This window comes from Oceanibaculum indicum P24 (assembly GCF_000299935.1).
GTDB lineage: Bacteria > Pseudomonadota > Alphaproteobacteria > Oceanibaculales > Oceanibaculaceae > Oceanibaculum > Oceanibaculum indicum.
The window spans coordinates 43812-67816 of record NZ_AMRL01000001.1 but is presented as its reverse complement, the minus strand read 5'-3'; the positions used below and the strand labels follow the sequence as shown (position 1 = coordinate 67816).

Sequence of the window (24005 nt, the reverse complement as noted above, 5' to 3'; positions counted from 1 at the left end):
GGGAGGATCGAACATGCAGATCAAGGCTGCCGTTTTGCACCAGGTCGGGCTGCCGCGCCCCTACCGGGACAGCCGCCCCTTGCGCGTCGAGACGCTGACGCTGGACCCGCCGGGGCCGGGCGAGCTGCTGGTGCGTATCCGCGCTGCCGGCCTGTGTCATTCCGACCTGTCCGTCATCAATGGCGACCGGCCGCGCGCGGTGCCGCTGGCGCTGGGCCATGAGGCGGCGGGCGAGGTCGTCGAGTGCGGCCCCGGCATGGAGGATTTCCAGCCCGGCGACCATGTCGTCATGGTGTTCGCGCCCAGCTGTGGCCAGTGCCTGCCCTGCGCCGAGGGCCGGCCGGCGCTGTGCGAACCGGGGGCAGTGGCCAATGGCAAGGGCACGCTGCTGTCCGGCGCGCACCGGCTGCATGACGGCAAGGGCCATGACGTGCATCACCATGTCGGCGTGTCCGCCTTCGCCGAATATGCGGTGCTGTCGCGCGGATCGGTGGTGAAGATCGACAAGGATCTGCCGTGGGAGCAGGCGGCGCTGTTCGGCTGCGCGGTGCTGACCGGCGTTGGTGCTGTGGTGAACACGGCGCAGCTGAAGCCGGGCACCAAGGCTGCGGTCATCGGGCTGGGCGGCGTCGGGCTGAATTCTCTGCTGGGCGCGCTGGTCGGCGGTGCGGAGCGCGTGGTCGCCATCGACCTGCTGGACTCGAAGCTCGATCTCGCGCGCCAGCTTGGCGCCACCGATGCCTTCAACGCCGGCGATCCCGATATCGTCGAGAAGGTGAAGGAGGCGACCGGCGGCGGCGTCGATTACGCCTTCGAGATGGCGGGCTCCGTCCCGGCGCTGGAACTGGCCTACAAGATCACCCGGCGCGGCGGTACCACGGTCACCGCCGGCCTCGCCAATCCGGCCAAGGCGATGAGTCTGTTCCCGGTCACGCTGGTGGCCGAGGAACGCACGCTGAAGGGCAGCTATGTCGGCAGCTGTGTGCCGAAGCGGGACATTCCGCGCTATATCGACCTGTTCCGGCGCGGCCGGCTGCCGGTTGACCGGCTGCTGTCGGAGCGAATCGAGGGGCTGGAAGGGCTGAACGAGGCCTTCGACCGGTTGGCCGACGGGGCGACCGTCCGGCAGATTTTGATTCCCTAACCCCCAACTAATCTACCCCCAAGCAAGAGGAAACGATGGACAAGGAAATGTTCGAAAAGGGCCTGAAGATGCGCCGCGCCGTTCTGGGCGCGGAGTATGTCGACAAGTCGATCGCCAGCGCCGACGATTTCAACATGCCGATGCAGGAACTGGTAACCAGCTATTGCTGGGGCGAGATCTGGAACCGGCCCGGCCTGCCGCCGAAGACCCGCAGCCTGCTGAACCTTGCCATGCTGACGGCGCTGAACCGGCCGCACGAGCTGAAGCTGCATGTGCGCGGCGCGCTGAACAATGGCGTCACCCGTGAGGAGATCATGGAAGTGTTCCTGCAGACCGCGATCTATTGCGGTGTGCCGGCCGCTATCGATGCCTTCCGCAACGCCCGCGAAGTGTTCGCCGAGGTGGACAAGAAGTAAGCCCTAACCGCGGCGTGCTGGCGGTATCCCCCGTCTGCGCGCCGCCCGGAGGCCAGCTATAGCCGCATGTTCGACAGAGCCAGCCGCGCCGACCAGTTGGAACAGGGTCTCAGACGCTACCTGCCGCGTCTGTTCGGCTATGCGCTGAGCCTGACCGGCGACGAGGAGAAGGCACAGGACCTGGTGCAGGAATGCGCGATGCGGGCGTTGGACGCCGCGCGTGTGCCGGCGGATGAGGCGGCCTTCCGCGCCTGGCTGTTCAAGATATTGCGCAATCTGTGGATCGACCGGCAGCGCAAGAGCCTGGAAAGCGTGCTGGATACGGAAGAATCCCTGCTGATCCCGGACCTGTCGGCGTCGGAAGGGCGGCTGATCGATGGCATCACCGTGCATCAGGCGCTCGACCGGCTGTCGCCCGCGGCCCGGGAAATCCTGTGCCTTGTCGATCTGGCCGGTTTCACCTACATGGAAGCCGCTGAATTGCTGGAAGTTCCGGTCGGTACGGTGATGAGCCGCATCAGCCGTGCGCGCGCCGCCTTGCATGCTGCGCTGCAACAGAGCAATGTACGGGCATTGCATGCCAAACGGGGTTCGTAAGGTGCGGCAATCATGAAGCAGGCTGACTGGGAAGTGCTGAACGCCTATGTCGATGGCGAGCTGGATGCCGCCAGCCGCGCCGACATGGCCGGGCGCATTGCCGCCGATCCCGCCTTCGCCGCGACCGTTGCCGAGATCAGCAGGCTGAAGGCCGGTGTGCGCGCGGCATTGCAGCCCGATGCGGTTCTGCCGGCCGCCAGCCTTCGGCGGCTTGACGGGGCGATCAATCAGCGCCGCCGGCTGAACCGGATGCGCGCCATCGCGGCGGTGGCGGCGATGCTGCTGCTGGTTCTCGGCGGCGCCTTCTTTTTGGGTGAGCGTGCCGGCAATGATCAGGTCGCCGGCTGGGTCGAGGAGGCGACGGAACTGCATCTCGCCTGGGTGAATGGCGAGAAGGATGTGAACTTCCTGCTCGACGCCAACGACACGATGGTGAACCGCTCGGGCGTCTGGACACCGATCCCCGATCTGCATGCGGCCCGCCTGTCGCTGGCGCGGGTCGTGGTTTCGCCTTCCGGGAGCAAGGCCGGATTGTTCGCCGGCTACCGGGGAACGCGCGGCTGCCAGGTAGGCCTGTGGATTGGCGGCGTTCCGGAGACACTGGCCGAGACGGTGCAGGATTTCAGCAGCCGCGATGTCGCGCGCTATGCCTGGCGGGTCGGCGATACCGGCTATGCCGTCGTCGCGCTTGGCATGGATTCGCAGCGCCTGTCCGACATTGTCGCCCATATCGAACGCTGGAGCCGCCAGAGTGCGGCGACGCGGCTTGCCGGGCGCGAGATTCACGACGCGCCCTGCCTGGGTTAAGGCCAGTTTTCCTTTCCTGACAAAATGCCGCAGCTGGATGGAATAATCCGGCACCCCCGGTCGTTTCTTCTTTCGATGCGTTTTGCGTCGAACCAGAAAAAGCGTCTGTGGAGGGAACCATGTCAGAAGACAGCAAGCCGGGCGATCTCACTGCCGAGGAAATCCGCACCATCTATGCCGAGAAGCCGGAAGAAGCCGATCAGATCGTCTTCGGTCGTGTGCCCGACGCCAACCGGCGCGGTTTCCTGAAGAATGCCGGCCTTGCCACCATGGCCGCGATGGTCGGTGCCGCGATCCCGTTCCACCGCAACATGCCGGCCGGGCTGATCCCCGCCGCCTTCGCGCAGGATACCGGCATGGATCTGATGAGCGCCAAGAAGGGCCTGACCGTGCTGAACGACCGGCCGGTCAATGCCGAGACGCCGGCGCACCTGCTGGATGACGACATCACGCCCTATGAGCGCCTGTTCGTGCGCATGAACGGCATGGTGCCGCAGTCGGCGCTGGATGCGAAGGCCGATGGCTGGACGCTGACCATCGATGGCGAGGTGAACAAGCCGCTGACGCTGACGATGGACGATCTGAAAAAGAATTTCGAGACCGTGACCTACCGGCTGTGGGTGGAATGCGGCGGCAATGGCCGGGCCTTCTTCCAGCCCGGCGCCTCGGGCAATCAGTGGACCTTCGGCGCGGTCGGCTGCCCGGAATGGACCGGCGTGCGCCTGCGCGACGTGCTGAAGGCGGCCGGGGTGAAGGACAGCGCCGTCTATACCGCGCATTACGGCAATGACGTGCACCTGTCGGGCGATACGGCGAAGATCGTGATTTCGCGCGGCGTGCCGATTGCCAAGGCGATGGAGGAGACCAACCTGATCGCCTGGGCGATGAACGGGCAGCCGATTCCGGCGCTGCACGGCTTCCCGCTGCGGCTCGTGATTCCGGGCTATCCGGGCTCCGTCTCGCACAAGTACCTGCAGAAGATCACGCTCCGCAACAAGGAGCATGATGGCGAGAAGATGACCGGCTATTCCTACCGCCTGCCGGCCTATCCGGTGGCGCCGGGCACGGAAGTGCCGAAGTCGGACATGGTCGTCATGGAGCAGATGCCGGTGAAATCGCTGGTCACCTTCCCGGAGACCGGCGTGCAGGTCGGCGTTGGCAAGGCGACCGAGGTGCGCGGCCATGCCTGGTCCGGCAAGGGCGATGTGAAGGCGATGCATGTTTCCATCGATTTCGGCCAGACCTGGCAGGAAGCCACGCTGGAGAAGCCGGTCAACGGCTTCGCCTGGCAGCGCTGGCGCGCCAATGTGACCCTGCCGCAGAAGGGCTATTTCGAGGTCTGGGCACGCGCGACCGACAAGGACGGGCACATGCAGCCGGCCACCGTGCCGGGCTGGAACCCGCGCGGCTACGGCAACAACATGATGCACCGTATCGCGATGTTCGCGGCCTGACCGGCCCGTTTCCCCACCTGGCCACCCGCAGCGATGCGGGTGGCTTCCTTTCGCCTTGCTGAGGAATGCCGACAGATGCGAATTCTGCCGATCCTTGCCCTTGTTCTGGTCCTGCCCGTGAGTGCCGCCCTGGCGCAGGGTTATAATCCGCTGGCCCGTCCGGGCTTCAACCCGTTGGCTCCCGGCAGCCCTGCGGGCAAGCCGCAACAGAAGCAGGAGGAAGGCAACCCGGAGCTGGGCGGCCTGCCGGATGGCAAGGGGGCGGAGGAAACCTTCTACGCCTGCACCGCCTGCCATTCGACGGCGATCATCAGGCAGCAGCATGTGACGGATGCGCGCTGGGACGATCTCTGGAACTGGATGATCGAAAAGCAGGGGATGCCGGAATATCCGCCGGAGGACAAGGAACTGATCCTCGGCTATCTGAAGCAGCATTTCAGCTCGGAGCGCTGAACGGCTTCGCGGACAGAGGCTTTGAGAATGTGAAAAGGCCGGCGCAGGGGAAGGCGCCGGCCTTTTCGTTCAGGAAGAGGGAACGTGAAGCGGGAGGGCTTAGTTCTTCACGTCGATCTCTTCCAGCGCAACCGGGGCGTTGCGCGGGGCGTCGGTGACGCTGGTGCTGGCATAGCTGCGGCCTTCGCCGTAGCTGACGACGGCAACCGGGCCGGCGTCGCTGAGGCCATTGCCACGGTCGACCAGGGTGATCTGTGGCTGAACCGCGGCCTGCGGGTTACCGGAGACACTGACAGTCGGGCCGCCATCGCTGGCGCCGGAGAAGTTGGCGGCATTGGCGGAGGTGATGCCGAGGCCGACGAAACCGGCGACCAGCAGGGCGGGGAGGGCGTTCTTGGTGATAGCATTCATGACGATATTCCTTCTCGTATGTGTGTACGAAGGGTCTGTTGCCCGTCGTGTTGAGTGGGATATCGGCTGTGTTAAACTATTCCTTCAATGGATAGTTATTATGTTAGACTATTGATATGGTGAATTTACGAAACCTCGACCTCAACCTGCTGGTGACGCTGGATGCCCTGCTGCAGGAGCAGCATGTGACCCGCGCGGCCAAGCGGCTGGGGCTGACCCAGCCCGCCGTTTCCAACGCGCTTGAGCGGTTGCGCTACCTGTTCAAGGACCCGCTGCTGGAACGTGCCGGCCCGGCAATGAAGCCGACGCCGCGGGCCGACGCCCTGCGCGAACCGTTGCGGCAGGCGCTGGCCGACCTGTCGAATATCGTCGCTGGGCCCTCTGCGCCCGACATCTCGCAGATCGAGCAGACGGTGCGCATCGTCATGACCGACCTTGCGGCGGAGCTGCTGACGCCCAGGCTCTATGCGCGGGCGGCGCGCGAGGCACCGGGGCTGGGCATTGCCGTGCTGCCCTGGCTGGGGCCGGACCGGACGGATCAGTCGATCTTGCGCGGCGAGGCAGACATCGCCATTACCATCGTGCTGTCCTCCTCGCAGCCGGATATGCGCCGGGAATTGCTGTCCTACGAAAGCTATGCGGTGGCGATGCGACCGGACCATCCGGCGGCGGAAGCGTTCGACCTAGCCCGCTGGCTGGCCTATCCGCACCTCATCCTGTCGGCGCGCGGCGATCCGCATGGCGTGGTGGACGATATATTGGCCGGCATGGGGTTGCGGCGGCAGGTGCGGGTGACAGTGAACAGTTTCATGACGATCCCGCGCCTGCTGGCGACCAGCGACCTGCTGGCCATGCTGCCGGCCCGCTTCCTGTCCACCGTGCCGCGCGAATACCGGCTGATTGGCCGCCCGCCGCCCATCGACATGCCGGGGCTGGACCTGTTCCTGCAATGGCACCCGCGCCGGGATTCCGACATCGCCACCCAGACGGTGCGCGGCTGGCTGAAGGAGGCGATGGCGGAGAAATAGGGGGATCAGCGCCAGTCCCGGCGCGCGACCTCCCGCAGGACATGGTCGGCGAAATCGTGGGCCTGAACGACGGCGCCGCGGATCAGGTCGTCGAAATGGCGGATCATCAGCCGGATATGCACGGCTGAGCTGAACACCAGGAAACGCTGGCCGAGATAGAGCGCCGCACGGCCCGGCCCGAATACGGTGAAGGGTGCCGAATAGAGCGCCCGTCCATCATAGAGGAAGACGCGCAGCGACGGATACAGGTCGCGCGCCATCTGTGCCATCTGCTCCAGTTCCCGGCGCCGTTCGGCCGGCGGCATGCGGCCCCATATGCCGGCCCCGTCGGCGAAGTCGGTGAGCCGGTGCGCTGCGAAGGCCACCTCGATATCGGTATCGGGCTGGCGGATATAGTCGAGCTGCACAGCGGCATCCGCGATCGCCTGGTCGGAGGAGCGGGCGAGGGAGCGACCATATTCCACTTCAAGCAGGGCCGGGGTCTTCAGCAGGTCCGGCAGGGTCTGCGGCACATGGCGCACCTTGTAGCCGGCGGCCTCGCGGTACCAGCGGCGCAATTGCGCGTCGAACGGGTGGCGTGCGGCCTCGGCGACCTGTACCGACTGTTCGACGATATCAGTGACTGCGCCGCGCTGGCTGGACAGGCCGAGCAGCCAGTCGGCGCTCTCCCCCAGCGCGCTGGCCAGGTTCGCCAGCACCAGCCCGTTCGGCAGGCGCGGATCGGGGGCGGAGAGTAGTTGCGCCACGGTCGAGCGGTCCACGCCGGCCCGTGCCGCCAGCGCGCTGACGCTCATGTCGCGTTCCGCCAGCGACAAGGCGAGCCTTTCGCGGAACAGGCGGGACAACAGGCGCTTATCTTGCTTCATGGAAAAGAAACTTATCACAAAACAGGAAAAAAATCACGAAACGAGGCTAGGTGATATTCTTGTAGATAAACCGCACAATGCTCTCCTTGCCGCGCCGGGGCGATACGCGCAGATATCGGGCACCGATTGTCCACCCCATATTCCGAAGGCGCGCCATCCATGGAGACCAGACTGCGCACATTCCTGAAGGCCGTTTCCTGGCAGCTACTCGGGCTGCTGACGACCGGGCTTCTCGCCTATGTCCTGACCGGTTCCTTCGCCGAGGCCGGCGGCTTCGCCCTGGTGACCGCCGCGACCGGTCTGCTGTGCTACATCCTGCATGAGCGGCTCTGGCTGGCGGTGCGCTGGGGCCGGCGCTAGCCGCTTGCGCCGCCAGTGCTTCGCGGCGACCGGCAGCAGGGCCAGCACCGCCATACCGGTCAACGGCAGCAGGATATCGGGCCGCAGCAGGACTGACAGGGTCAGATCCTCCGCTTCGGCCGTCAGGGTCTGGATCCCGTCGCCGATGCTGGCCAGGATCAGCGAGATCGGCAGCACACCCAGGAAGGTGGCCAGCATGGCCGTGCGCACCTTTATATCGAAGGGGGCCGGCAGCAGGTTCGTCAGCCAGGCCGGCATGATCGGGATCAGCCTGATCGACAGGATATAGTTGAAGCCATCCTCGGCGATGATCCAGCGGATCGCCTCGATCCGCCCGCCAAGCCGGCGCTCGACGAAGCCGGTCAGCAGCCGGCGGCTGACGACCAGCGCCATGCCGGCACTCAGCGCCCCGCCCAGTGCGGCCAGGATGCCACCCACCAGCGTGCCGAACAGGAAGCCGCCGCTCAGGATCAGCAGCCCGCCGGCCGGCAGTGGCACCAGCTTGCCGAAGCCGGTGGCCAGCACATAGGCGATGGCGCCGATAATCGGGTGATCGTCCACCCAGCCCTTCAGAGTCTGGCTCGCCTCCTGCAGGACGCCGCCAACTGCCGCACTGTCCATCGGGATGAACGCGATCAGCAGGATCAGCAGCAGGACCGCGAACAGCGCGGCGGGAATGCCTTTGCGTCGCCTTGATGTGGAGGGAGTATCGCCAGCCATGGGCCAGCTATAACAGAAGCATCCGGGCGATCCCATGGCAGGTGGCCTATGACGGGTGGCCGATGGTTGCCCGATTGCTTTTATCCCGGCTTCGCGGCATGAAGGCCTCGCATTGGCATCCGGTTGAACAGGGCGGACATGACGGACAGGCTGAAGGCTTTCATCGAATCGCGCACGTTCCAGAACTTCATCGTCGGCGTCATCATCGTGAACGCCATCGCCCTGGGTCTGGAGACCTCGGCGGTGGCGATGGAAATGGCCGGGCCGGTGCTGATCGCGCTCGACCGGCTGGCACTCTCGATCTTCGTGGCCGAGATCGTGCTGAAGCTGATTGTCTATCGCCTGCGCTTCTTCCGCGATGCCTGGAACGTCTTCGATTTCCTAGTGGTCGGCGTGACCCTGATGCCGGCGGGCGAGGGCGTGTCGGTGCTGCGTTCGCTGCGTATCCTGCGTGTACTGCGCTTGATCTCGGTCGTGCCCTCGCTGCGCAAGGTGGTACATGCGCTGCTGCGCGCCATTCCCGGCATGGGCTCGGTGGTGGCGCTGCTGTCGCTGGTGTTCTATGTCGCCGCCGTGATGGCAACCAAGCTGTTCGGCGCCAGCTTCCCGGACTGGTTCGGCACCATTGGCGCCTCCACCTATACGCTGTTCCAGGTAATGACGCTGGAAAGCTGGTCGATGGGTATCGTGCGGCCGGTGATGGAGGTCTATCCCTATGCCTGGATCTTCTTCGTCCTCTTCATCCTGCTGACCACCTTTGCCGTGCTGAACCTGTTCATCGCCATCATCGTCGATGCGATGGCGCAGGAGCACAAGGCGGAGGAGGATGAGACCCGCAGCGAACTCGGCGGAGAGCATCATGCGATCATCGCCGAAATCCGCGCGCTGAAAGAAGAAGTGGCGGCGCTGCGCCGCGAGGGGCGCTAGCCCATGCCCGCTGACGCCAACTGGGCAGGAACGCAGACGATCACCGGCCTCGGCGCGGTTGCCGGGCGCTATGACGGTTTCATCCTCGATCAGTGGGGCGTGCTGCATGACGGCAAAACGCCCTATCCGGGTGCGCTGGAGTGCCTGAAAGCCTTGCGCGAGGCCGGCAAGCGGGTGGTGGTGCTGTCCAATTCCGGCAAGCGCAACGACTACAATGTCGCGCTGATGGCGCGCATCGGCTTCACCCCCGACCTGTATGACGAGATGATCTCGGCAGGGGAGGATGCCTGGCGCGGCCTCGCCAGCCGGGGCAAGACCGATGCGGATGAATTCTATGCCGGCCTTGGCCGCCGCTGTTATGCGACGAAGCGACCGGGCGATTCGAGCTTCCTGGATGGCGTCGATATCGATCTGGTGGCGGATGTTGGTCAGGCGGATTTCCTGCTGCTGATCGGCGATGCCCGCGAGACCGGCCTGCTCGAGGCCTATGAAGGCTTGATAGAACAGGGGCTGGCGCGCGGCCTGCCGATGGTCTGCGCCAACCCGGACACGCACCGCGTCGATGGCGGCAGGCTGGCCGAGGCCATCGGGCTGGTGGCGGAGGAATATGAGCGGCGCGGCGGCCGCGTGCAGTGGCACGGCAAGCCCTACCCGCCGATCTACCGCAGCTGCCTTGCCAGCCTGGGCCTGTCCGACAAGGGGCGCATCCTCGCCGTCGGCGATTCGCTGCATCACGACATCGCAGGCGCTGCCCGCTTCCGCTGCGACAGCGCGCTGGTGGCCGACGGCATTCATGGCGCGGCGCTGGGTGTGAGCGGGAACAGGCTGCCGACGGAGGCCGCCTGGCGCGGCTTCATCGCCGACAAGCCTGTGCGACCGACATATCTGATGGGCCGTTTCGTCTGGTAGCGCGATCTTGTCCGCCGGCTTTCCCGCGTGACATGATCGACGGCACCGGCATCAAGACCGGCGGGAGGGTGAAATGACTGCATTACCGAGGATCGAGGGCGATTGCGTCTGGCATGGCGCCGAAATGGCGACGTCGGAGCGCTGGATTGTCGAGCTGACGGGCCAGGACATCGCGGCGCTGGATGCGGCGCTGGCCCATGTCGAGGCGCAGGGCATGGCCTGGCACGATATCACCCGCGAGAGCTTCCCGCTGGGCGCGCTGGCCGACAGGCTGGAGGCGGTCCGTGAGGAGCTGGAGAATGGCAGCGGCATGGTGAAGCTGCGCCGCATCCCGGTGGAGCGCTATTCGGAGGCCCAGCTGAAGAAGCTGTATTTCGGCCTCGGCAAGCATCTGGGATACACGCTGTTCCAGAATAACCGCGGCGAACTGATGCGCGAGATCCGTGACGAGGGGGCGAGCGTCGTCGGCGAACGCTATGGCCAGGTGCAGACCAAGGATAATGGCACCTTCCTGTCCTCCTACGCCCGCACCCTGTCGAACGGGGCGCTGCGCTTCCATACCGACCGCTGCGATGTGGTCGGCCTGCTGTGCGTTCGCCAGGCCGCCAATGGCGGGGTCAGCAAGCTGTGCTCCTCCCCCATGGTCTATAACACCATCCGGGAGCGCCGGCCGGACCTGCTGGAGGTGCTGTGCCAGCCCTATTACCGCAGCCGCTTCGGCGAGGAGAAAGGGGCGGAGCAGGTGGCCTATCCGCTGCCGATCTTCGGGCTGCGCGACGGCAAGCTGACCAGCCACTATTCGCTGACCTATATCGAGGCGGCGGCCTTCATCGCCGGCGTGCCGCCGATGACCGACGCGCAGAAGGAAGCGCTGGCGCTGTTCCAGGCGACGATGGAGGAATTGTCCTTCGAGATGGTGCTGGAGCCGGGCGACATTCAGCTGCTGAACAACCATGTCGTCTATCATGGCCGCACGCCCTTCACCGACGACGCCACGCAGGGCCGCGACCGCCTGCTGTTCCGGCTCTGGCTGTCGATGCCGAACAGCCGCCCGCTGCCGCAGGATCACAGCGTCCTGTGGCGCCATGTGGAGGCCGGCGCGGTGCGCGGCGGTATCGGTCAGGAAGCACTGCTTCCAGCCTGAACAAGCGCCGTGTCAAGAACACAATAGCCTTGACAGTATTGGGATAACCGCTACCGTATCTAGTGGTTATGGTTCCCCGATTCGGTAGATTTGGGGCTAAGACGGGAATTCGGTGCGGCGGGCTTTCTGCTAAATCCGGAGCTGTCCCCGCAACTGTGAGCGGCGAGTTTTTGCCCTTTCATGCCACTGAATGCCCGGAGCGAGGCCGGGATTCGGGAAGGCCGGGCAAGCAACGGCGACCCGCAAGCCAGGAGACCTGCCATGACCAGACGTATGACCTTGGGCGGGGTGTCCTTTGGGTCGCTTGCGGGGAGGGGGATTGTGCCCGCGGGATGACCTGTTGCCCTGTCACCACCTGATCGACGGGGTAGCGATGTCCTCTCTGGCTTTCGATTTCGACTATGACGGCAATCTCGTTCCGCAGACTCCGGGCGGGCCTTCCCAGTCTCGTCCGGCGCAGGCGCGCCCGGTACAGCCTCGGCCCGTGCAGCAGCGCCCGCGCGTGCAGCCGCCGGAGCCGGATTTCCCGCATCAGCAGGCCCTGAATCTGGAACGCCGCGCGCCGCTGCCCTATCCGCTGGCGCCGCGTCCTCAGCCTTCCGACCTGAAGCTGGACCGCGACCGCGACGCGCTGCTGACCGCTTTCGGCAAGGCGACGCTGACCGACCGCTACCTGCTGGCAGGTGAAAGCTATCAGGACATGTTCGCGCGGGTCTCCTGCGCCTTCGCCGACGATATCGGCCATGCCCAGCGCCTCTATGACGCCATGTCGCGCCTGTGGTTCATGCCGGCGACGCCGGTGCTGTCCAATGGCGGCACCACGCGCGGCCTGCCGATTTCCTGCTTCCTGAACGCGGTGCCGGACTCGCTGGATGGCATCGTGCGCACCTGGAACGAGAATGTCGCGCTGGCCTCCAATGGCGGCGGCATCGGCACCTATTGGGGCCAGGTCCGCTCCATCGGCGAGGCAGTGAAGGGGGCAGGCGAGACCTCGGGCATTATCCCCTTCATCCATGTGATGGACGGTCTGACGCTGGCGATCAGCCAGGGCTCGCTGCGGCGCGGCTCGGCGGCGGTCTATCTCGACATCCACCATCCGGAGATCGAGGAATTCCTGGAAATCCGCAAGGCCTCGGGTGATTTCAACCGCAAGGGCCTGAACCTGCATCACGGCATCAACGTGACCGACGAGTTCATGGAAGCGGTGCGCGATGGCGGCCAGTTCGGGCTGAAGAGCCCGAAAACCGGTGAGGTGCTGCGCAAGGTCGATGCCCGCCAGCTGTGGCAGCGCATCCTTGAGACCCGCCTGCAGACCGGCGAACCTTATCTGTTGTACATCGACACGGTGAATCGCGCCCTGCCGAAGCATCAGCAGAAGCTGGGGCTGAAGGTTTCCACCTCCAACCTGTGCAGCGAGATCACCCTGGTCACCGGTCAGGACCAGGAGGAGAAGGAGCGCACTGCCGTGTGTTGCCTGTCCTCGCTGAATGTCGAGACCTGGGAGGAGTGGGCCGAGGAGCCGGGCTTCATCGAGGATGTGCTGCGCTTCCTCGACAATGTGCTGACCCATTTCATCGAGAATGCGCCCAGCGGCATGGAGCGCGCGACCTATTCGGCGATGCGCGAGCGCTCCGTCGGGCTTGGCATCATGGGCTTCCATTCCTTCCTGCAGGCGCGCGGCATTCCGTTCGAGAGCGCGCTCGCCAAGTCCTGGAACTTCAAGATGTTCCGCAAGATCCGCCGCGAGGCCGACGCCGCCTCGGTGGCGCTGGCGGAAGAGCGCGGGCCGTGCCCGGACGCGCATGATGCCGGCATGAAGGCGCGCTTCAGCCACAAGATCGCCATCGCGCCGACCGCCTCCATCAGCATCATCTGCGGCGGCACCAGCGCCGGCATCGAGCCGATCCCGGCCAACATATACACCCACAAGACGCTGTCCGGCGCGTTCTCCGTGCGCAACCGCCATCTGGAGACGATGCTGGAGGAAAAGGGCCAGAACACCGCCGAGGTGTGGCAGTCCATCGTGGAGAAGGAAGGTTCGGTCCAGCATCTCGATTTCCTCAGCGAGGACGAGAAGGCGACCTTCCGCACCGCCTTCGAGATCGACCAGCGCTGGATCATCGACCTGGCGGCCGACCGTGCGCCCTTCATCTGCCAGAGCCAGTCGCTGAACCTGTTCCTGCCGGCCGACATCGACAAGTGGGACCTGCACATGCTGCACTGGTCCGCCTGGAAGCGCGGCATCAAGAGCCTGTATTACTGCCGCTCCAAGTCGATCAGCCGTGCCGCCTTCGCCGGCAAGCTGGATGCCAAGGCGGAGGAGGGCGAGACGTCGGCCTTCGATAACCAGGCCCCAACCGATTACGAGGAGTGCCTGGCATGTCAGTAAATCTGGGTTATCTGAACCCGCGCGATCTGGTCGGTACCGGCAAGGTCGGGCTGCTGACCGCCACCGGCACCTATGATGTGAACCGCTATGGCTGGGCCTACGAATACTGGAAGCGCCAGCAGCAGACCCACTGGATGGGCGAGGAAGTGCCGCTGGGCGGCGACATCAAGGACTGGGCCTCGGATCGCGTCAGCGATTCCGAGCGGGCGTTGCTGACGCAGATTTTCCGCTTCTTCACCCAGTCGGACGTCGAGGTCGGCGACAATTACCTGAAGCGCTACATCCCGCTGTTCCAGCCGCTGGAACTGCAGATGATGATGGCCGCCTTCTCCAACATGGAGACGGTGCATATCGACGCCTATGCGCTGCTGCTGAAGACTCTGGGCATGCCGCAGTCGGAGTTCGAGGCGTTCCGCGACTATTCGGAGATGCGCGCCAAGGCCGACTACATGCACACGTTTGGCGTGGAGACGGTGTCGGACGTCGCCCGCACGCTGGCCATGTTCGGCGCGTTTACCGAGGGCATGGCGCTGTTCGCCAGCTTCGCCATGCTGCTGAACTTCCCGCGCCACAACAAGATGAACGGCATGGGGCAGATCGTCTCCTGGTCGGTGCGCGACGAGAGCCTGCATTGCGAGGGCATCATCCGGCTGTTCCACGAATGGCACCGGGAGACCGGCGCGGTCACGCCTGCCGTGCGCGACGACATCATCGACGTCGCCAAGACGATGGTGGGTCTTGAGGAGAATTTCGTCGATCTGGCCTTCGGCATCGGCGAGATCGAGGGGATGAAGGCCGAGGACATCAAGGCCTATGTCCGCTACATCGCCGACTGGCGGCTGACCCAGCTGCGCCTGCCCACCGTGTTCGGCTGTTTCGAGAAGACCGACACCGGCTACAAGCAGCTCACGCCGCACCCGCTGCCCTGGCTGGTGGAAATCCTGAACGGCGTGGAGCACGCCAACTTCTTCGAGCAGCGCGCGACGGAATATTCCAAGGGCGCCAGCCGCGGCAGCTGGGATGGCGGCAATGGTGTTTGGGCGCGATTCGAGCAGATGGAAAAACAGCGCGCGGAACTCGTCTCCTGATCGCGCGCAAGATAAAATAAATGCAATATATGGTTATCGATTTCTTAAGATAGTTCACATAGAAGCGTAGGGAAATTCACCTTTCTCCTAATGAAAGGATTGGGAGGGTATGAAGTCCCTACGCATCGGTTTCCAGGTTCAGCTGATTACGCTGATCGCCGTCATCGGTTTCGCGATTTTCACTGCGGTTTATCTGGTCGGCGACCAGATACGCGGCGGCTACCAGCGCGAGGCCGACCGGGCGATCGAGGCCAAGCTGCTGTCCGACCAGATCCGCTACGCCTTTCTCGACGCCCGCCGTCACGAGAAGGATTTCCTGCTCTACAAGAAGGAAGAAAGCATCGCCAGCCATGCCGAGAGGATGGCGGCGATCTCGGGCGCTATCGAGGAGATGCAGCCGAAGGTGAGCGAGGAAATCCGCGCCGGGCTGCCGGAAATCCGCGAGGGACTGGCCTCCTACGACAAGCAGTTCCGCGCCCTGGCGGAAGCCTGGAAGACCATCGGCCTGACCGACCGTTTCGGCCTGATGGGCGAGCTGCGCAATTCCATCGATGCGGCCGAGGAAAAGCTGGACGAGTTCCGCAATCACCAGCTTTCCGCGATCATGCTGATGATGCGCCGTTACGAGAAGGACTTCCTGGTGCAGGTCGATCCGCGCCTCGTCCGTTCCATCGCGGGGCGTTTCGAGGAGTTCCAGAAGGTGCTGGAGCGGTCCGACCTCTATGCTGCCGACAAGGAAGAGCTGATCAAGCGCTTCACCGTCTATGTCGAGAACATGCAGCGCGTGGGCGACCTGCGGGTGCAGATCAAGGCAGCCGAGGAAGCGCTGCAGGCGGAGTTCGCGCGCGTCGATCCCATGGTGTCGTCGCTGGGCGATGCCGTGCAGGCCTCCTACGAGGCGGCCGAGACCCAGGCCCGCAGCATCGCCGATCTGGCACGTCTCATCGTCATCGGCGCGGTGGTCGGAATCATCGTCCTGTCCATCCTCATTGCCGCCCTGGTCGGGCGCGCCATCGCAGCACCGGTAGGCCGGATGACGGACGCCATGCGGCACCTGGCCGACGGCGACAAGGAGGTGGAGATACCGGCCACCGATTACCGCAACGAGCTGGGCGAGATGGCGCAGGCGCTGGACGTGTTCCGTACCTCCATGATCGAGGCCGACAGGCTGGCGGCGGAGCAGGCGGAAAGCCAGCGCGTGCAGATCGAACGGGCCGAGCGGCTGCAGCATCTGGCGCAGGCCTTTGACAGCGAGGTGAAGGATGTGCTGGGCAGCGTGAACTTTGCCCTGCAGACCATGATCGAGACCTCGGCGTCGATGAGCGATGCCGCCAAGATGCTGAACACGCAGTCCAGCTCGGTTTCGACGGCAGCGCAGCAGGCGGCCGGCAATGTGCAGACTGTAGCTTCGGCGACCGAGGAGTTGAACAGCACCTTCGGCGAGATTTCCGATCAGGTCACCATGTCGGCCAATATTGCCCAGGACGCGGTCGCCGAGGCGAAGCGCACCAATGAGGGCATCACCCGGCTGGTCACCACCGCCGACCGTATCAGCGAGGTGGTGCGGCTGATCCAGGATATCGCCGAGCAGACCAACCTTCTGGCGCTGAACGCAACCATCGAGGCGGCGCGCGCCGGCGAGGCCGGCAAGGGTTTCGCCGTGGTGGCCTCCGAAGTGAAGAACCTGGCCACCCAGACCGCCAAGGCGACCGAGGAGACCGGCCAGCAGATCGGCGATGTGCAGGATTCGACGCAGACGGTGGTGACCGCGATCCAGAGCATCACGCAGATCATCGAGCGGATGCACGAGGCCTCTACCGCCATCGCGGCGGCCATCGAGGAACAGACGGCGGCCACCCGCGAGATCGCCCGCAATGTCGAGCAGGCGGCGGCCGGCACCGACGAGGTGACGCGCAGCATCGCCAAGGTCAGCGAATCCTCCGACGAGACCGAGCAGGCCAGCGCCTCGGTGCGGGCGGCGTCGGAAGATCTTGCCGAACAGTCGGAGCGTCTCAGCGCCCGCGTCGAGAGCTTCCTGTCGGATGTGAAGGCCGCCTAAGCGGTACCTGAGGGGAACATCGGAGAGGGATTTTTCGTTAACCCTAAATTCCCTCTGCTCAAGCGCCGGGATTTCGGTCATGATCCCGGCGTTTTAGCTCGTACTGCGGGTTACACCTCTCATGACAACCGATACGGACTGGTGCCGTGACCTTCCCGTCGTCGTTACCGGCGGCATGGGGTTCATCGGCTCCAACCTTGCGCTGCGCCTGGAAGCCCTGGGCGCGCAGGTGACGCTGATCGACAAGATGCTCTCCCAATATGGCGCCAACCCCCACAATATTGCCGATCCGATCCGGGTGAACCGCAAGGGCCCACCCTTGCAGGTGATCGAGGCGGATATCGGCGCCACGGCAGAGATCGAGAACGCGGTTGCCGGCGCGAAGGTGATCTTCAATATCGCCGGCCAGACCTCGCACATGGATTCGATGAAGGACCCGCTGGAGGATATGCGGCTCAATCAGGAATCCAACCTGCGCTTCCTTGACCTCATCCGCCGGGTCAATCCGACGGCACGGGTGGTGTTCAGCAGCACGCGGCAGTTCTATGGCCCGCCGCGCTACCTGCCGGTGGATGAAGCCCATCCGATCAACCCGCCGGACATCAACGGCGTGCATAAATACGCGGCGGAGAGCTACCACATGCTCTATGCCCGGATTTACGGCATGCGCACCACGGCGCTCAGGCTTACCAACGTGTTCGGCCCGCGCATGCGCATCCGCGACGCCAAGCAGACCTTCCTGGGCATCTGGGTGCGCCACGCCATCGAGGGCACGCGCTTCGAGGTCTGGGGCGGCGACCAGATGCGCGACTTCTCCTATGTCGAGGATCTGGTGGACGCGCTGCTGGCGACGGCGAACTCCGAAGAATCGGTTGGGCAGGTGTACAATATCGGCGGCTGCCCCGCTGTCAGCCTGCTGGAGCTGGCCGAGCTTCTGGTGCGCATCGCCGGTACTGGCAGCTTCGAGCGCAAAGTCTTCCCGGAAGAGCGCAAGAAGATCGATATCGGCGATTATTACTGCGACGACTCGCCGTTCCGCGCCGCCACGGGCTGGCAGCCGCATATCGACCTGGAAGAAGGGCTTCGCCGCACCATCGCCTATTACCGGACCAACGCCGAGCATTACCTCTGAAGGCCAGCTGACCATGATTCCGCAGACCGACCCAAAGGCCGCCTATCTCGAACGCAAGGCGGAGATCGATGCCGCGATTGCCCGCGTGCTGGACAGCGGGCGCTACATACTGGGGCCGGAGGTCGAGGCGTTCGAACAGGAATTCGCTTCCTTCGCCGGCGTGCGCCATGCGGTGGCGGTGGCCAGCGGTACTGACGCGCTGATCCTCGCCTTGCGCGCCCTGGGCGTGGGGGAGGGGGATGCGGTCATCACCGTCTCGCACACGGCAGTCGCCACCGTGGCGGCGGTGGAGTTGGTGGGGGCCACGCCGGTGCTGGTCGATGTCGATGCCTGCCATGGCCTCGATCCCGAGAAGCTGGCGGCAACGCTGGCCGCCTGGCCGTCCGGTGCCCCAAAGCCGAAGGCGATCATTCCGGTCCATCTCTATGGCCAGCCGGCGGCGATGAACGAGATCATGGCGATTGCCGACCGGTACGGGCTTGCCGTGCTGGAGGATAATTCCCAGGCCCATGGCGCAACGCTGGACGGCACCATGGTCGGGCGGTTCGGGCGGATCGCCGCCTACAGCCTCTATCCGACGAAAAATCTGGGCGCCATCGGCGATGGCGGCATCGTTGCCACCGACGATCCGGTCCTTACCACGGCGCTGAAGGAGCTTCGCGAATATGGCTGGCGCGAGCGCTATGTCAGCGCAATTGCCGGCATGAACAGCCGGCTCGATCCGCTGCAGGCGGCGATCCTGCGCGTGAAGCTCTCCCACCTGCCGGCGGATACGGCGCGCCGCCGCGCCATTGCCGCTGCCTACGACAAGGGACTGGCCGGCACCGAGGGGCTGCGCCTGCCGCAAACCCGGTCGGGTGCCGTGCCGGTCTATCATCAGTATGTGGTGGAGGCGCCGGGCCGGCGCGATGCGTTGCAGGCCGCCTTGCGCGAGAAGGGTGTCGGCACGCTGGTGCATTACCCGGTGCCGGTGCATCTGCAGCCGGCCTACAAGGGCCGGGTGCCGCTGGGCGCGGGCGGTCTGCCGCGCACCGAGACGGTGGCGCTGTCCGTGCTCAGCCTGCCGATGTTCCCGCAGCTTGCCGATACGCAGGTAGTACAGGCGATCCAGGCAATCCGGGATGTGTGCCGCCAGGCGGCGTAACCGCCTTACGCCTGCCGGGTAATCAGGAACACGCCGCCGACGATCATCGCGATGCCGGCCAGCTTCAGCGGCCCCAGCGATTCGCCCATCGTCCAGTAGGCCAGCAGCGCCACGATGACGTAGGACAGCGACACGCTGGGGAAGGCGACGGAAACCGGCAGCTTGCGCAGCGCATACATGTAGCAGACCGCCGCCGCGAAATAGAGGCCAAGGCCGAGGATCGACTGCGGCGACAGGAACTGCTTCAGCAGCGTATCACCCGAGGCGCCGGCCTTCAGCAGCATCTGCCCGGCGACACCGATCAGGATGCCGACGGCGAGCGCGGCGATGGAAAGGGTCATGCGGCTTCTCCCGGCTTTTCGGCGGCGGCGCTGCGGGTGACGTCACGCACCACGAATTGCGGCTTGCGGTTCACCGTCAGGAACAGCCGGCCCAGATATTCGCCCAACACGCCCAGCATGATCAACTGCACGCCGGCCAGCAGCAGCGTGACCGCCATCAGCGAGGCCCAGCCCTGCGGCGTCTCGCCGGCCAATGCCTCGAACAGTACGATCAGGAACCCCAGCAGGCCGAGCGACGCCATGCCGATGCCGGCCATGGTGCTGAGCCGGAGCGGCATCACCGAGAAGTTCAGGAACATCGACAGGAACAGCCGCACCAGCCGGCGCAGCGTATAGTTCGAGCGGCCGGCGGCGCGCGGCAGATGGGTGACCTGCAGCCGCCCGATATTCTGCGTCACCTGCATCAGCAGTCCGTCCACATAGGGGAAGGGGCCGGCATGGTCCAGGATGGCGCGGGCGGCAAAGCCGCTCATGCAGCGGAAGCTGGACAGGTACAGGCCCTTCGGCTTGTCGATCAGGATGTCGGCACACCAGTTGGTGAAGCGGCTGCCGAGATTGCGCCAGGCGGCATGCTGCTTCTGGGCGTAGTAGGTATAGACCACGTCATAGTGGTTATCATGGGCGTAGCGCCACAGCCGCACCACCTCCTCCGGCGGGTTCTGCAGGTCGTCATCCATGGTGATGATGTAGGCGCCGCGGGCATGGCCAAGGCCGGCCATGACGGCGTTATGCTCGCCGAAATTGCGCGCCAGGTTCACCACCGTCAGCGGGATGCTGGCCTCCTTTGCCAGGCGGCGGCAGACCTCCAGCGAATTGTCTGGGCTGCAATCGTTCACCAGCACGATTTCCAGCCCGCCGGGGACATCAAGCGCACTTAGCGCCTCGACCAGGGCCGGCACGCTGTCCGCGCCATTATAGACCGGGACGACGATGGACAGGGCGAAAGGATAGTCAGAAGCCGGCGCGGAGGGGGCTTCGGAAGGGCTTGCTTTGGAGGCACTCATGGCCGTGTTGCCGATATCCAGACGGAACCGCCGAAAGGCAGGGTAAGCCCATGTCTGGCCATCCCGCGTTCGACCGCCGTAACGGTGAAGAACAGCCGATCCTGCCAGGGCGGAAAAAACGATACGTCGCTATCCTGCTTCTGTCGCGCCGCCAGCATCCGGTGCAGCAGCATTAGCGGAAACAGCAGGCTGTTCCAATAGCCTGATTGCACCGGGCCGAACCCGGCCGCCGCGACGCGTTGCCGCGCCTGCCCGGCGGTGTAGCGCCGCACATTGTGGACATGGCGGTCATGGGCGGAGGCCATCCACTGATAGGCTGGCAGGTTCAAAAGCAGCAGGCCGCCCGGCTTCAGGCAGCGCCGGAACTCCGCCAGCGCGGAGGATTCATCCACCCCGGCATGGCAGAGCACATCGGTGCTGACGATGATGTCGAAGCTGGCATCGGGGAACGGCATCGCATTGACCGAGCCGCTGGTGACCCTGGCGCCGGACTTGGCGGCGGCGATATGCGCAGCTTCCGGATCGTATTCCAGCCCGTGCAAATCGAGGTCAGGGCGCACCGTCGCCAGATGGCGCAGCAGCCCGCCGGTGCCGCAGCCGGCATCCAGCAGCCGGATGACGGGCGCATGACGCGGCAAACGTTCCGCCAGCCCCGCACGCAGCGCGCGGAACCACCACATGCCGTCCTCGACCGCCGCCATGCGACGATACTCCGCCCGCTCCATTGCCGAACGCCGATATGTAGGATGTTGGGATAAAACCTGCCGACCCTGCGCCTATTTACCGCAGCGTGACATGACTGCCCAGCTTCCGGCAAATGGATTTGCGCGGGTTTATTGCGGACGCTAAGAAAAAATCAGCGCGCTATTTGATAAAAAGCGCTCGTTTTTTTCGCGGCGAAGGCGCACTATCCGCGCTTCCGCGGCAGATGCGATGATCCTGATGCAACGCTGGCCGTGCCGATGCGTTCCCTAAGGCAAGAGTGGCTTTCGCGCGTATCCCCGATCCGATCATGAACAACTCCAACGATTCAGCACCGGACGATCTGGTGCGGCGGGACACCGCGCAGCAGGGTCACCCGTCGCTCGACCGTATTGCCGGCATCGACTGGTCACAGGTCTTTCACACGTTGGTCTTAAGCGTCTGCGCGATATGGCTTGCCGGCTATTTCCTGCCGCCGATCAACCACGATACGGCGGTGCTGCTCTATATCGCGAAACTCTGGCTGGAGGGCGGGCAGCTCTATGTCGATGCGATCGACATCAACACGCCGCTGGTCTTCGTGCTGCACCTGTTGCCGCAGGCGCTGGCGAAGCTGACCGGCCTTGATGGCCCGACCATGCTGGTGGCGCTGCTGGGTTTTGGCATCCTGGCCTCCTTCCAGACCTGCCGAACGGTGCTGGCGGCCAGCCTGGAGCCCTATCGCGCCTTCTCGGCCACCTTGCTGCCGGTGCTGCTGCTGTTCCTGCTGATCGTGTTCCCGAACTACATGTTCACCCAGCGCGAGCACATCATGATGGTGCTGGGCATGCCCTATCTGCTGGTGGCCAGCGCGCGCGCCGGCGGTATCGAGATGCCGCGCCGCCTGCGCATCGCGACCGGGCTGATGGCGGGGCTGGGCTTCGCCATGAAGCCCTATTTCCTGGCCTTCCCGCTGCTGGTCGAACTCTATGTGCTGTCGCGGCGCGGCTTCCGCAGCACGGCGACCGATGCCGCCCCCTGGTCGGTGCTGGCGGTCTGTGTCGCGCATGCGCTGTTCGCGGTGCTGGTGACGCCGGAATATTTCACGCAAGTGCTGCCGATGGCGCAGGATTTCTACAGCCGGGTGGCAGACACCGACCTGTTCGACCTGGCGACCGGCACCAACCTTGCGGCGCCGACGATTATCCTGCCGCTGCTGGGCATTGTCGCCTTCTGGGGCGTGCGCTCACATCTCTCCCGGGTCATCTTCCTGGCTGGCGTCGCGGGGCTGATCTCCGCCTATGCGCAGGGCAAGGGCTGGCCCTATCATGCCCTGCCGGCGCGGGCCTTCACCCTGTTCCTTGCCGGCACGGCGATTGCCTCGGTGCTGGACAACACGGCCTGGCTGCGGCGCGGCGACCGACGGCCGGCGCGCTGGTTCGCCAGCGCCCTGATGCTGCTGGTGTTCTACCAGCACGGGCTGGCGCGCGTGCCGTTCGCGCAGCAGCTTGCCTATGCCGATTCGGAAGTGAAGAAGCTGGCCGATATCATCACGCCGCAGCGCCTGGACAACCGCATCCTGATCCTGTCGCCGGGCATCTATCCGCATTTCCCGCTGCTGAACTACACCGGCATGAAGATGACCATGCGGTTTGAGAGCATGTGGCTGCTGCAGGGTGTCTATGCGGAATGCAATGACAATGGCGACATCTATAACGCCCCCGCGCGCATGTCGGACAATGAGGCGATGGTGTTCCGCACCGTCTCGGAAGACTTTAACAAGGCCCGGCCGTCGCTGCTGATCGTGGACAAGATCGCCGGCATTCCCGAATGCGTCGAGGAAATGCCGTTCAGCTATCTAGACTATTTCAACCGCAACCCGCTGTTCGCCGAGCGCTTCCTCGACTATGAGCCGCTCCTCGAATATGATCGGTATGAAATATACGTCCGGCGGCGCTGACCGCGGATAGAGCGGGGCTCTCTTTACTCCAGAAGGCCATTGATGCCCGCGCCCATTGATGCAGGTCAAAGACGCTGCGCTGGCGCACACCTATCCTTGAAAAAACCGGAACTGAGAGGGTGGTGGCCGACCGGCGGCGAGAGGAGGGGGCCCAGAGGAGGAGACGATGTCGAAACCTGCGGTTTCCGAGTTGATCCTGCACCGCAGCCCGATCGTGATGCGGGACACGGCGACGGTGCTTGAGGCCTGCAAGATCATGCAGAAGCACCGCATTGGCGCCATCATCGTGGTCGATGAGGAAAAGCGGCCGGTTGGCATCTTCACCGGGCGCGATGCAGTGAACCGCGTGCTGGCGAAAGGACTGGATGGCAGGCGCACCCTCTTGAGCGCGGTGATGACGGCAAAGCCGGACTGCGTGTCGCCCGACTGGGTCACGCTGGACGCGTTGCGGCAGATGAGCGATTGCGGCTACCGCCACCTGCCGGTGGTGAAAGATGGAAAGATCGTTGGCCTGGTCTCGCGGGGCGATTTCCGGCTGATGGATCAGGTCAGATTGGACGAGGAAACCGGCTATTGGGAACGAATCTGAAGCCGGCAACGGAGTGAACGGAATGGCTTTGAAGAAGATCAGCATGGAACTGGCGCGGTCCGCCGAATTTCCGAATGGCAGTGGCGATCATCGCTACGAGATCACCGCGCCGCTGGCGGCGGACGGGCATCTGGACGCCGAGGCCTACAAGCAGCACAAGACCGACTGCCGGATCGTTCGCTTCTGGCCGCTGGAGCCGATCCGCCAGGGGCTGCTGATCCATACCCGCAAGGGCTGGGCCTTCTCCTACGAAAAGGGGGAGGAGGATGACGAGACGCTCTACAAGCTCGACCGTCACCTCTTCAAGCCGGGCGAATACGTCACGGTGACGGAGCCGGACGGCGACTCCCACACCTTCAAGGTCGTGTCGGTCGCCTGATTT

Annotated in this window: 24 protein-coding genes, 1 pseudogene and 1 riboswitch; of the genes and pseudogenes, 19 read left to right on the top strand and 6 right to left on the bottom strand. The window is 64.7% G+C overall.

What is annotated here, in order from left to right; translation table 11 throughout:
* Positions 1-13 precede the first annotated feature (13 nt).
* The 6 genes from P24_RS00340 to P24_RS00315 all read left to right on the top strand — a co-directional run bounded on the left by P24_RS00340 (position 14) and on the right by P24_RS00315 (position 4871).
* The gene (locus P24_RS00340) at positions 14-1144 is read left to right on the top strand and encodes a zinc-dependent alcohol dehydrogenase family protein (protein WP_008942688.1); all 1131 of its coding nucleotides are present in this window, start codon (positions 14-16) and stop codon (positions 1142-1144) included.
* 35 nt (positions 1145-1179) lie between these two features.
* Positions 1180-1560, top strand: coding sequence for a 4-carboxymuconolactone decarboxylase (gene pcaC, locus P24_RS00335; protein ID WP_008942687.1), 381 nt, complete (start codon positions 1180-1182; stop codon positions 1558-1560).
* A gap of 66 nt (positions 1561-1626) precedes the next feature.
* Positions 1627-2157 carry an RNA polymerase sigma factor gene (locus P24_RS00330; RefSeq protein ID WP_008942686.1) on the top strand — a complete coding sequence of 177 codons (531 nt, stop codon included), beginning with the start codon at positions 1627-1629 and terminating at the stop codon, positions 2155-2157.
* Positions 2158-2169: 12 nt separating this feature from the next.
* Positions 2170-2964, top strand: coding sequence for an anti-sigma factor family protein (locus tag P24_RS19010; protein WP_008942685.1), 795 nt, complete (start codon positions 2170-2172; stop codon positions 2962-2964).
* A gap of 119 nt (positions 2965-3083) precedes the next feature.
* On the top strand, positions 3084-4418 hold the full coding sequence (locus P24_RS00320; RefSeq protein ID WP_008942684.1) for a sulfite oxidase: 1335 nt from the start codon (positions 3084-3086) through the stop codon (positions 4416-4418).
* A 75-nt stretch (positions 4419-4493) separates the two neighbouring features.
* Positions 4494-4871, top strand: coding sequence for a hypothetical protein (locus tag P24_RS00315; RefSeq protein WP_008942683.1), 378 nt, complete (start codon positions 4494-4496; stop codon positions 4869-4871).
* Between the two features lie 99 nt (positions 4872-4970).
* Here P24_RS00315 and P24_RS00310 read toward each other — a convergent pair whose 3' ends face one another.
* Entirely contained in the window at positions 4971-5282 is a 312-nt protein-coding gene (locus P24_RS00310; RefSeq protein ID WP_008942682.1) for a hypothetical protein, read from the bottom strand.
* A gap of 116 nt (positions 5283-5398) precedes the next feature.
* Here P24_RS00310 and P24_RS00305 point away from each other — a divergent pair, with 116 nt between their 5' ends.
* Positions 5399-6310, top strand: coding sequence for a LysR family transcriptional regulator (locus P24_RS00305; protein ID WP_008942681.1), 912 nt, complete (start codon positions 5399-5401; stop codon positions 6308-6310).
* Between the two features lie 5 nt (positions 6311-6315).
* Here P24_RS00305 and P24_RS00300 read toward each other — a convergent pair whose 3' ends face one another.
* Positions 6316-7176 (bottom strand): helix-turn-helix domain-containing protein, encoded by an 861-nt coding sequence (locus tag P24_RS00300; RefSeq protein ID WP_008942680.1) that lies wholly within the window; start codon positions 7174-7176, stop codon positions 6316-6318.
* 159 nt (positions 7177-7335) lie between these two features.
* On the opposite strand from P24_RS00300, the gene P24_RS20680 reads away from it, so the two are divergent.
* The gene (locus P24_RS20680) at positions 7336-7536 is read left to right on the top strand and encodes a DUF2061 domain-containing protein (protein WP_183077830.1); all 201 of its coding nucleotides are present in this window, start codon (positions 7336-7338) and stop codon (positions 7534-7536) included.
* Positions 7537-7686: 150 nt separating this feature from the next.
* On the opposite strand, the pseudogene P24_RS20675 reads toward P24_RS20680, so the two are convergent.
* A pseudogene (locus tag P24_RS20675) lies at positions 7687-8157 on the bottom strand (TVP38/TMEM64 family protein); the annotation flags it as partial.
* 237 nt (positions 8158-8394) lie between these two features.
* Here P24_RS20675 and P24_RS00290 point away from each other — a divergent pair.
* The 8 genes from P24_RS00290 to P24_RS00255 all read left to right on the top strand — a co-directional run bounded on the left by P24_RS00290 (position 8395) and on the right by P24_RS00255 (position 19048).
* Positions 8395-9183, top strand: coding sequence for an ion transporter (locus tag P24_RS00290; RefSeq protein WP_008942678.1), 789 nt, complete (start codon positions 8395-8397; stop codon positions 9181-9183).
* 3 nt (positions 9184-9186) lie between these two features.
* The gene (locus tag P24_RS00285) at positions 9187-10092 is read left to right on the top strand and encodes a TIGR01459 family HAD-type hydrolase (protein WP_008942677.1); all 906 of its coding nucleotides are present in this window, start codon (positions 9187-9189) and stop codon (positions 10090-10092) included.
* A 73-nt stretch (positions 10093-10165) separates the two neighbouring features.
* On the top strand, positions 10166-11236 hold the full coding sequence (locus P24_RS00280; RefSeq protein ID WP_040706027.1) for a TauD/TfdA family dioxygenase: 1071 nt from the start codon (positions 10166-10168) through the stop codon (positions 11234-11236).
* A gap of 52 nt (positions 11237-11288) precedes the next feature.
* Positions 11289-11514, top strand: a riboswitch (cobalamin riboswitch).
* A 95-nt stretch (positions 11515-11609) separates the two neighbouring features.
* Positions 11610-13625 (top strand): ribonucleoside-diphosphate reductase subunit alpha, encoded by a 2016-nt coding sequence (locus P24_RS00275; protein ID WP_083859428.1) that lies wholly within the window; start codon positions 11610-11612, stop codon positions 13623-13625.
* Complete coding sequence (locus P24_RS00270) at positions 13616-14713, top strand: ribonucleotide-diphosphate reductase subunit beta (protein WP_008942674.1); 1098 nt, start codon at positions 13616-13618, stop codon at positions 14711-14713. Before P24_RS00275 ends, P24_RS00270 begins: the two co-directional genes overlap by 10 nt.
* 109 nt (positions 14714-14822) lie before the next feature.
* The gene (locus tag P24_RS00265; RefSeq protein ID WP_008942673.1) at positions 14823-16772 is read left to right on the top strand and encodes a methyl-accepting chemotaxis protein; all 1950 of its coding nucleotides are present in this window, start codon (positions 14823-14825) and stop codon (positions 16770-16772) included.
* 121 nt (positions 16773-16893) lie between these two features.
* Entirely contained in the window at positions 16894-17904 is a 1011-nt protein-coding gene (locus tag P24_RS00260; RefSeq protein ID WP_008942672.1) for an NAD-dependent epimerase/dehydratase family protein, read from the top strand.
* Between the two features lie 13 nt (positions 17905-17917).
* Positions 17918-19048, top strand: coding sequence for a DegT/DnrJ/EryC1/StrS family aminotransferase (locus P24_RS00255; protein WP_008942671.1), 1131 nt, complete (start codon positions 17918-17920; stop codon positions 19046-19048).
* A gap of 5 nt (positions 19049-19053) precedes the next feature.
* Here P24_RS00255 and P24_RS00250 read toward each other — a convergent pair whose 3' ends face one another.
* Genes P24_RS00250 through P24_RS00240 form a run of 3 tightly spaced genes read right to left on the bottom strand, consistent with a single transcriptional unit; the run spans position 19054 to position 21094 of the window.
* On the bottom strand, positions 19054-19389 hold the full coding sequence (locus P24_RS00250) for a DMT family transporter (RefSeq protein WP_008942670.1): 336 nt from the start codon (positions 19387-19389) through the stop codon (positions 19054-19056).
* Positions 19386-20393: a glycosyltransferase family 2 protein gene (locus tag P24_RS00245; RefSeq protein ID WP_008942669.1), complete on the bottom strand. Its 1008-nt coding sequence runs from the start codon at positions 20391-20393 to the stop codon at positions 19386-19388. Before P24_RS00245 ends, P24_RS00250 begins: the two co-directional genes overlap by 4 nt.
* On the bottom strand, positions 20390-21094 hold the full coding sequence (locus P24_RS00240; RefSeq protein WP_008942668.1) for a class I SAM-dependent methyltransferase: 705 nt from the start codon (positions 21092-21094) through the stop codon (positions 20390-20392). Before P24_RS00240 ends, P24_RS00245 begins: the two co-directional genes overlap by 4 nt.
* Before the next feature lie 281 nt (positions 21095-21375).
* Between P24_RS00240 and P24_RS00235 the strand changes: the two genes are divergently transcribed.
* The 3 genes from P24_RS00235 to P24_RS00225 all read left to right on the top strand — a co-directional run bounded on the left by P24_RS00235 (position 21376) and on the right by P24_RS00225 (position 24002).
* Complete coding sequence (locus P24_RS00235; RefSeq protein WP_008942667.1) at positions 21376-23034, top strand: hypothetical protein; 1659 nt, start codon at positions 21376-21378, stop codon at positions 23032-23034.
* Between the two features lie 166 nt (positions 23035-23200).
* Positions 23201-23623, top strand: coding sequence for a CBS domain-containing protein (locus P24_RS00230; protein ID WP_008942666.1), 423 nt, complete (start codon positions 23201-23203; stop codon positions 23621-23623).
* A gap of 22 nt (positions 23624-23645) precedes the next feature.
* Positions 23646-24002: a hypothetical protein gene (locus P24_RS00225; RefSeq protein WP_008942665.1), complete on the top strand. Its 357-nt coding sequence runs from the start codon at positions 23646-23648 to the stop codon at positions 24000-24002.
* Positions 24003-24005 lie beyond the last annotated feature (3 nt).